A 9,433-nucleotide genomic window follows, 5' to 3' on the forward strand; every position below is an offset into this window, starting at 1 on the left:
GCCCCTCGTGTGACTGTGGCCCGGCTCTCGGGCGAACTCTCATCCAATTATGTGACAGTTTTCGTCGATTAGTCAATGCTGTTGTTACATGTTTTCCGAAATCTGGGCGACGAAACCCTCCGCACCTGCACGAAGGGTGTCGTGGCACTCGGTGAACACCTCGTGAGCAACTCGCCCGCGCCAACCCGGCGGCAGCAGCGATTCCGGCAGGTCGGGGTCGCGGAACGGATACTTCCGGTACTCCTGAATCAGATGCATCCGTTCGGCAAGGGCCTCACGTCCGCCCAGGCCCCGGCGGTAGCGCGCCAGCCGGGGCTGGAACTCCTCGATGAAGCCCTGATAGTCGGCACCGAGCTCACGCAGGTCCCAGCAACGCTCCGCGATGAGCCGGTCGACCGGAAGCCCCACAGTCTGACTGCGCAGGAACTGGATGTGCAGTTCGTCGTCACCCGAGAGCATTTCGCGCAGCTGCTTCTCGCGATCGTGCGGCGAGAACCAGGCGGTGCCGCCGTGAAGCCCGAACCCCCACCACGTCAGTGCCGTTTCGATGCGTTTGCGCCGCTCGCGGCTCAGGTCGGACTCGTCGACGAGCGCCTGCGTCCAGGTGCGGTCCCACTCGTCGAAGTGCCGCTCGAAGATGCGGGCACGGCCGTCGTCGAGCAGGTGCCAGCTCTTGTCGTTGAGCAGATAAGACACCTCGCGGCCATTCTTCGCCGAGTCGAACCACCCGTCCTTGCGCAGCCGGGTCATCACCATCCGCACGGTGGCCGGTTCGACGTCGAACACGCCCATCAGCTCGGTCAGGGCCCCCAGCTTGGCGGCCCCGCCGGTGTAGCGGAAGTACTCGCCGTACAGATCGAACACGAGTGCCCGTGGTCGCATGTCTGCCATCCCTTCGCCCGCGATCGATCCACTCGACCAGCAATATGTGTCATTGGTATTGACTTAAGAGGCAATTATGTCACATAGTGACTGTGCTCACATAGCCTTCTCGCGGTCGTCCCACCGACCACGAACCGACCGACGTCACGCAAGTGTGTCGGACCCCCATCACCTCCAGACACCCACCCACAACGGAGGAAACAGGTGACCCCCCTGACCTCGGCCACCCGCGCCGGTTCCACCCGGCGTTCGAGCGCCTCGATCGTCGCGCTCTGCTTCGTCATCATCGTCTACGACGGCTACGACCTGGTCGTCTACGGCGCCACCGTGCCGTCGCTCCTCGCCTACGAACCCTGGCAGCTCACCGCCGGCCAGATCGGTGCGATCGGAAGCTACGCGCTCGTCGGGATGCTGCTCGGCGCCCTGTTGTCGGGATGGCTGGCCTCGCGGATCGGCGCACGGGCCATCATCCTCGGTTCACTGATCTCGTTCTCGGTGCTCATGGGCCTGACTGCGCTCGCCCCCAATCCCGAGGTGTTCGGCCTGCTGCGATTCCTCGGCGGTCTCGGCCTCGGCGGTGTCGTCCCCACCGTCATCGCACTGACCGTCGAATACTCCCCGCCCGCGCGCCGGCAGTTCAACAACGCGCTGATGTACAGCGGCTACTCCGTCGGCGGCATGCTCGCCGCCCTCGCCGCGCTGGCCTTGCTCCCGGAGAACAGCTTCCGGATCATGTACGCCCTCGGCCTACTGCCACTGGTCACGATCGTGCCCCTCGTCTGGCGGTACCTTCCCGAATCCGCCGCGTTCCTGGTCGGCAAGGGCCGCACGGACGAGGCCCGCGCGCTCGCCGACAAGTTCGGCATCGACGTTCCCGCCCCCGCCGCCGGACCCGCGTCGACGGGCACCATGACATCGCTGGTGACCGGACCTCGGCGGATCCCGCTGCTCCTGCTCGTCGTCGCCTCGTTCTGCGGCCTACTCCTGGTTTACGGGATCAACACCTGGCTGCCGAACATCATGCGCCAGGCCGGCTACTCCCTCGGCAGCTCGCTCAGCTTCCTGCTCGTGCTCAACCTCGGGGCCATCGTCGGCGCTCTCCTGGCATCGCGGGCCGCGGATCGATTCGGCAGCAAACCGGTGACGATCACGTCCTTCTTGCTCGCCGTGCTGGCCATCCTCACGCTCGGGACCGGGCTGCCTCTGTCCGCTGCCATGGCCGTGGTCGCCGTCGCCGGGCTCGGTACGGTCGGAACGCAGATTCTCGTCAACGGCTACGTCGCGACATATTTCGGTGAGAACGAGCGCACCGCCGCCCTGGGGCTCTCCCTCGGGCTCGGCCGGGTCGGCGCCATCTTCGGCCCGATCCTCGGCGGCTGGATCGCCTCCTCCGCGCTCGGCGTCGAGTGGAATTTCTACACATTTGCAGCCTTCGCCGCGCTCGGCTGCCTTGCGGTCGCCCTCGTCAGCCGATCGGCCGCAAGCACGCCTCACCCGTCGAGCACCGTTCCCGGCACCTCGCAGCTCACGGCCTCGGCGTCGTCGGAAGAACTCTGATACCCCTCGATAGGAGACATCATGTCCAAGACCTTCGTCCTCGTCCACGGCGCTTGTCACGCCGGCTGGTCCTGGCGGCCCGTGGCCGAACATCTCCGCGCGCAGGGACACCGTGTGTTCGCGCCGACCCTGCCCGGACTCGGCACCGAAGACGCGAAAGCCGACATCCACCTCGCCGACACCGTCGACTACCTGGTCGACTACGTCGAGAAGCGGGACCTCACCGACATCGTCCTCGTCGGCCACAGCTGGGGCGGCTTCCCCGTCTCCGGTGCCTCCGCACGGCTCGCGACACGCATCTCCCGGTTGGTCTACTGGAGCGCGTTCGTGCCCCAGACGGGAGAGTCGCTGATCGATCTGTGCCCGCCCGCCTACGGCGACATGTTCCGCGCCTCCGCGGCTGCCTCCACAGACAACTCGGTGACGTTCCCGTTCGAAGTGTTCTGCGCCGCCTTCATGCAGGACGCATCCCCCGAGACCCAACGCATCGTCTACCCACTGCTCGAAAGCCAACCGTTCCACACCATGAACGAATCCCTCGACCTCGACGAGTGGGAACGACTCCAACTGCCCTCTACCTACGTGCTGTCCAAGGACGACCTCGCCCTCCCGCCCGGGGAATTCGGCTGGGCCCCTCGTTTCACCGAACGACTTCCAGACGCACCCGTGATCTACACCCCCGGCAGCCACGAATCCCAGCTCACCCAGCCGGAGCCGCTCGCCGCCGCCCTCGCCGAGGCCGCAGCGAGCTGACCGGATTCACGCCGATCCTTAGAAACGAGAGTCCATGACCACCACGACCGTCACCGCGGCCGTTGCCCGCAACACCGGCGACCCGCTGACCATCGAAGAACTGCAACTCGACACGCTGCGCCCGGACGAGGTGCGGGTGCGGATGGCCGCCACCGGCGTCTGCCACACCGACGCCATCGTGCGCGACGGCATCTACCCCACTCCCCTCCCCGCCGTCCTCGGCCACGAGGGCGCCGGTGTCGTGGAGGCGATCGGCGACGAGATCACCACCGTCGAGGTGGGGGATCACGTCGTCCTCTCCGCCGCCTACTGCGGCCACTGCCGGCAGTGCCGATCCGGACGAATGGCATACTGCGAGCACTTGTTCGAAGAAGACTTCGGTGGGCACCGTCACGACGGCTCGACCGCGCTGTCATCGGACGGCACCCCAATCTCCTCGCACTTCTTCGGCCAATCCTCGTTCGCCACGTACGCCAACGTCGTCGAGACCAGCGTCGTCAAGGTCGACCGCGACGCACCCCTGGCCACCCTCGCCCCGCTCGGCTGCGGACTGCAGACCGGCGCCGGCGCCGTCCTCAACGACCTACGGCCCGAACCCGGAACGTCACTGGTGGTCTTCGGCACCGGCGCCGTGGGTTCGGCCGCCATCATGGCCGCACGCGTCGCCGGGTGCACCACCATCGTCGCCGTCGACCTGCACGACTCCCGGCTCGAACTCGCCACCCGGATCGGCGCCACGCACACCGTCAACGCAGGCACGAGCGATGTCGTCGACGAACTGAAGAAGATCACCAACGGCGACGGTGTGAACTACGCGATCGACACCACCGCGGTGCCGGCGGTCCTGCGGCAAGCGGCCGAATCGCTCTCGATCCGAGGAACTCTCGCCCTGGTCGGCGCCGCCGCCCCCGGCACCGAGGTGAACTTCGAGATAGGCGCATCACTGGTCAAGGGGTGGACGTTCAAGACGATCATCCAGGGCAGTTCGGTGCCGCAGGTGTTCATCCCCCGATTGGTCGAACTGTGGAAGCAGGGCCGGTTCCCGTTCGACACACTGATCCGCACCTACTCCCTCGACGACATCAACACCGCGTTCGCCGACTCCGCGGACGGGTCGACGATCAAGCCAGTTGTCGTGTTCTGAGTACACCTCCACACAGCACATCCACCTTTCCCTCAACTCGCCAAGGAGCTATCTGATGACCACCACCCACGATGTCCTCTCGATCGGCCACCTCATCGGCCACACCCTGACCGACGTCGACAACTACGACGAGGTCCGTGACCCGGGCCGCCTCGACGACATCGTCGCCCGCGTCGCCGTCGGCACCCCCGCCGATGTGAACCAGGCGGTGGAACTGGCGCACCGCGCGTTCACGTCGTGGAGGAACGTCCCGCCCGCCGAGCGGGCTCAGCTGTTGCTCCGCGCCGCAGACGTGCTCGCCGGCTGCGCGGAGGATCTCGCGCCGCTGCTCGTCCGCGAGCACGGCGGCGTGCTGTGGGAAGCGCAGACCGACTTCGCCCTCGGCACCGGCGTGCTCCAGCACACCGCCAGCCTCGTCGACGGGTTCTTCACACCCGTCCAGTACGACGACGAGCAGAGCTTCATCAGCATCGAACGGGTTCCCCGCGGCGTCGTCGCGGCAGTGGTGCCATGGAACATGCCGGTCGTACTGACCATGATGAAACTCGCACCCGCCCTCGCCACAGGCAACACCATCGTGCTCAAGCCGTCCCCGTTCGCGCCCGCCGCGCTGACCCTGGCCCTGCAGCGCATCGCGCAGAAGCTGCCCGAGGGTGTGGTCAACGTCGTCCACGGAAACGCCGACGTCGGGCAGGCACTCACCTCCCATCCGCTGGTGCGCAAGGTCGGCTTCACCGGCGGCACCGCCACCGCCCGGCACGTCATGGCCTCGGCCGCAGGCACGATCAAGAACCTGACCCTCGAACTCGGCGGCAACGACCCCGCGGTCGTCCTCGACGATGTCGACATCGATGCCGCGCTCGACCGAATGCTCAAGGGTGTGTTCACCCGATCCGGGCAGATCTGCTTCGCGGTCAAGCGCATCTACGTACCCCGCTCGCTGTACGGCACCTTCGCCGACGCATTCTGCGAACGAGTCGACCAGTACGCCATCGGACACGGCTTGGACGAAAACGCCAGCTTCGGACCCCTCAACAACAAGGCACAATTCGACAGCGTCACGAACCTGATCGAAGCGACGAAGAACTCCTCCGCGAACATCACCCAGCTCGGAACGAAACTCGACTCGGCCGCTGACGGGTACTACATTCTCCCGCATGTAGTTCGCGACGTCGAACACTCCGCGCCGATCAGCAGCTGCGAACAGTTCGGCCCCGTCATCCCCCTCATCGCCTACGACGACGAAACCCAGGTCGTGGAGTGGGCGAACGACTCCGAATACGGACTCGGCTCATCAGTCTGGACGACCGATATCGATCGGGGACTTGCCATCGCGCGTCAGATCGAGGCCGGCAGTACGTTCATCAACTCGCACGCATTCGAATCCCTCGACCTGCGCATGCCTTTCGGCGGCGTCAAGCAGAGCGGTATCGGACGCGAGTTCGGCGAAGCGGGCATGAGCGAGTACGTCGAAGACCACGCGATCCGCGTCGTGAAGTAACCGACCCAAGAGTGTGGCGGTGCGTTCGCCATCACGCGCACCGCCACACTCGGCACTCTTGCATCCGCCGGTTCCCTGGTCGCTCCACTGCTGCACACAGGCCGCGAAGGGACCGGGCCGAGCCCGGCACCCGCATGACAACTCCGGACCACGATGCACTCACCGCGCACCAACGTCCACATGGGCAACAAGAAAGGCTGATTTCGTTGTGTGACATAGTTGCAGGCCTCGAATCCAGGGGAATCTCGCGAAGAAGGATTCTTGCCAGCCTGGCGATCGGCGCTGCGGCGACCGCCACTGCGGCAGCATGCTCGTCCGATCCCGACACCGGTGGTGGCGACGTCGCGCTCGACGCACGCCCCTACGGTCCCGAGCCCTATGCCAATCAGCGCACGCGTCTCATTCTCCTCGGCACATCGGGCGGGCCACCGTACTGGCCTGGCGGAACTCGTGAAGGTATTGCATCCGCAGTTGTGGTCGACGATCGGTTCTATCTCATCGACGCCGGCCACGGGGTAATGCGTCAGCTCCGAAACGCCAAGCTGGGTAGGAACTACGACACGGATTTCGATGGTCCCCTCGATGTACTGGCCGGAGTGTTCCTTACTCACCTCCATTCCGACCACATCGTCGACCTCAATAACATTCTCAGTGAGGGAATGTACAACGGTCTCCAGTTCGTGAACCGAATCCCTATCTGGGGGCCGGGAAACCGCGGACAGGTTCCACCGTTCTTCGGCGGTGGTACGCCCCCGACTCCGGTCAACCCGGAAAATCCCACGCCCGGTACTCGCGAGATGACCGACTTGCTGGTGCAAGCCTTCGCCGCGGACTTCAACGACAGGCTGTTCGACAACGCCAAACCGCGCCCGGAACAGATGTGGGAGGCGAAAGACGTCCCCATCCCCGCGCAGTATCTATCCGATCCGAACGGGCAACCTTGCCCGGAGATGGATCCCTTCGTCTTCTTCGAAGATGATCACGTCAAGGTGTCCGCAACACTCGTCAACCATGCGCCGGTCTTCCCAGCCCTGGCGTACCGCTTCGACACCCCCGACGGCTCGATCGTCTTCTCGGGTGACACCGGAAAGAATCCCAACCTGGTGCCGTTGGCCAGGAACGCCGACGTCCTCGTCCATGAGGTGATCGATAAGTCCTGGCCGGAATCGCTCTTCCCTGAACCTCGGGACGCGAAGCAGGAATCGATATTCCAACACCTGATCAACGCTCATACACTCGTCGAAGACGTCGGACGGGTCGCGCAGGAGGCGAACGTGAAGACGTTGGCACTCTCCCACATCGTCCCAGGGAACGGCGCGGACGACCGTTTCGAAGCGGCCAAGGACGGTTTCGACGGCAAGCTCATCATCGGCCGGGACCTGGATGTGATCGGTGTGGGCGCGCCCCGAAGCGGGGGCTGACGACCAGCGCCGGAAACCGAGTTTCACTGAGCCCTCTCGGAGGCAATGTATTCGCGCGGCCCGACGCGCTTATCGATTGGAAGTAATTCAATGTGCGATAACGCCGGTCCTCTCGCCGGAATATCTCGGCGCTCCTTCGTCCAGGTTGCACTCGCTATGTCCGGTGCCGCCGTAGCATCCACTACTCTCAGTGGATGCACGGAGGATGGTGACGTAGCCGCAGCGGGACCGGCCGGTTCCTCGAGCAGTGCAGCTGATTTTCGGACACGACTCGTGTTGCTGGGGACGGCCGCCGGCCGGACGTGGTGGGGTGGCTCGGAGCGGAAGGGGATATCTACCGCTGTCGTGGTGGAGGACTCGGTGTACCTGGTCGATTTCGGGGAAGGATGGGCGAGGCGGTATCTCCAGGCCGGACTGGGGAGGCAGGAGGAGTTCCACGGCCTCGAGCGGCTCGAGGCAGCCTTCGTTACCCATCTTCATTCCGACCACATCGTCGACTACCCGAATATCCTTACCTTCGGGTCATCGGACGGTTTGGCGAGCCGTGCTCAGCCCGTCCAGGTCTTCGGCCCGGGTGCCCGCCCCTCGCTCGTGCCGCTCGGCAACTCCGACGCTCCGGACCCTCCTGTTCTGAATGCGTCGAATCCGACTCCGGGACTGCGTGATACCACCGAATACCTCTACCAGGCGTTCGCGAACGATCTGAACGACAATATGCGGGACAGCCTCAAGCCCGACCCTCACTCGCTGATCACCGTTCACGATATCGAACTTCCGGTTGGTGTCGCTGTCGATCCAAACATCGATGTGGCACCGCGCATGTCACCGTTCCCTGTGTTCGAGGACGAACGGGTGCGAGTCAGTGCCACGCTGGTCGATCACGCACCGGTGTTTCCTGCCTTTGCCTTCCGCTTCGATACCGCCGACGGATCGGTTGTAGTGTCCGGAGATACGAACGCATGTGACAATCTTGTCGAGCTTGCGAGGGGCGCGGACATACTCGTCCATGAGGTGATCGACATTGCGTGGGTGGAAGGACTCTTTCCCGATCCGCCCAGCCCAGCGCAGCAAGCGAAGATCGAGCACCTCGTCAACTCGCACACACCGATCGAGGACGTCGGGAAAGTGGCTGAGCGCGCGGGCGTGCGAACGCTCGTGCTCACGCATCTGGCACCATCGCACAATCCTCCCGAGCGGTGGCTGGAAGCTGGAAGGGACTTCTCAGGCGAGATATTCGTCGGAGAAGACTTGATGGAACTCGGCGTCGGCGCCGCGCGAAAGAATTGATTCCGGCGTCGCAGCTTTCTGCATCGAACTCTGATTGATACCACTTCCGACTGCTCCGGTCGAATCGCATCGCACTTCACCGAGCCGTCGCATCGCCGGCTGTATCCGCGGGGTTGTAGAGCCCGGTCATCCGTCCCTCTGGATCGAGTTGCGTCAACAATGCTTCACCGATGCGGCGGAGTTGGGTCAGCTGTGCGGGCGTCAACGGGTCGAGGACGTTGCGGCGCACGGTGCGGACGTGTCCGGGCGCGGCGGCGACGACCTCATCCCATCCTGCCGCCGTAAGTCGCGCATTGCTCGCCCGGCCATCCTCGGGGCACGGGTTTCGCTCCACTAATCCTTTCTCCTCCAATCGCCGGACGACGTGGGACAGTCGGGGCAACGTTGCGCTGGTGCGTTGGGCCAGCGAGGTCATCCGCAGGGTGTGGTCGGTTGCCTCGGACAGCATGGCGAGTACGAAGTACTCGAAGTGGGTGATGCCTGCGTCTCGTCGCAATTGCGAGTCCAGGACGCCGGGTAGCAGTTCGACGACGGCGACCAATCGGAGCCACGTTGCCCGTTCATCCGCGTTCAACCATCTCGTTTCCACTCCCGGAGCCTACCTCTATTACTTGACACGACAACTAAATCAACTAGGCTTTACTTGAAGCATCAACCATGATGTGTGCGGCAGGAGTTTCTCGTCGTCGGCATCTCCGCCGTCGGTTGCAGCGCCGTCACCAGGCAACAGCTGTTCCGTGTGCGAAAGAAAGCCCTGTAACGACAGTTCGCCAGTATCGCCCGGAACGACCAACTAGCCAAATTGTCCCTGGTGGGACGCCCGTTCCGGGCTGAAAATGGTGTGGTGGTCGCCCGTCGACGCCGTCCCCCTATGGTTCTTCGAGGCCG

The 9,433-nt window shown here is 64.5% G+C and carries 8 protein-coding genes; 6 read left to right on the forward strand and 2 right to left on the reverse strand.

The window, feature by feature from the left end:
• Positions 1–84 precede the first annotated feature (84 nt).
• The gene (locus ACFWAY_RS35000; RefSeq protein ID WP_378513767.1) at positions 85–882 is read right to left on the reverse strand and encodes a PaaX family transcriptional regulator C-terminal domain-containing protein; all 798 of its coding nucleotides are present in this window, start codon (positions 880–882) and stop codon (positions 85–87) included.
• Positions 883–1,086: 204 nt separating this feature from the next.
• Between ACFWAY_RS35000 and ACFWAY_RS35005 the strand changes: the two genes are divergently transcribed.
• From ACFWAY_RS35005 to ACFWAY_RS35030, 6 genes are all read left to right on the forward strand, one after another.
• A complete protein-coding gene (locus tag ACFWAY_RS35005) occupies positions 1,087–2,439 on the forward strand; it encodes an MFS transporter (RefSeq protein WP_378513768.1) in 1,353 nt (450 codons plus the stop codon).
• A gap of 21 nt (positions 2,440–2,460) precedes the next feature.
• Positions 2,461–3,192, forward strand: a complete 732-nt coding sequence (locus ACFWAY_RS35010) for an alpha/beta fold hydrolase (protein WP_378513769.1) — start codon at positions 2,461–2,463, stop codon at positions 3,190–3,192.
• A 34-nt stretch (positions 3,193–3,226) separates the two neighbouring features.
• A complete protein-coding gene (locus tag ACFWAY_RS35015; protein ID WP_378513770.1) occupies positions 3,227–4,336 on the forward strand; it encodes an NAD(P)-dependent alcohol dehydrogenase in 1,110 nt (369 codons plus the stop codon).
• Positions 4,337–4,391: 55 nt separating this feature from the next.
• Positions 4,392–5,837 (forward strand): aldehyde dehydrogenase family protein, encoded by a 1,446-nt coding sequence (locus tag ACFWAY_RS35020; RefSeq protein ID WP_378513771.1) that lies wholly within the window; start codon positions 4,392–4,394, stop codon positions 5,835–5,837.
• Between the two features lie 206 nt (positions 5,838–6,043).
• On the forward strand, positions 6,044–7,258 hold the full coding sequence (locus ACFWAY_RS35025; RefSeq protein WP_378513772.1) for an MBL fold metallo-hydrolase: 1,215 nt from the start codon (positions 6,044–6,046) through the stop codon (positions 7,256–7,258).
• 360 nt (positions 7,259–7,618) lie between these two features.
• The gene (locus tag ACFWAY_RS35030; RefSeq protein ID WP_378513773.1) at positions 7,619–8,545 is read left to right on the forward strand and encodes an MBL fold metallo-hydrolase; all 927 of its coding nucleotides are present in this window, start codon (positions 7,619–7,621) and stop codon (positions 8,543–8,545) included.
• A gap of 76 nt (positions 8,546–8,621) precedes the next feature.
• Here ACFWAY_RS35030 and ACFWAY_RS35035 read toward each other — a convergent pair whose 3' ends face one another.
• Entirely contained in the window at positions 8,622–9,134 is a 513-nt protein-coding gene (locus ACFWAY_RS35035) for a MarR family winged helix-turn-helix transcriptional regulator (RefSeq protein ID WP_378513774.1), read from the reverse strand.
• Positions 9,135–9,433: the final 299 nt, after the last annotated feature.

This window comes from Rhodococcus sp. NPDC059968 (assembly GCF_042738615.1).
Classification (GTDB): domain Bacteria; phylum Actinomycetota; class Actinomycetes; order Mycobacteriales; family Mycobacteriaceae; genus Rhodococcus_F.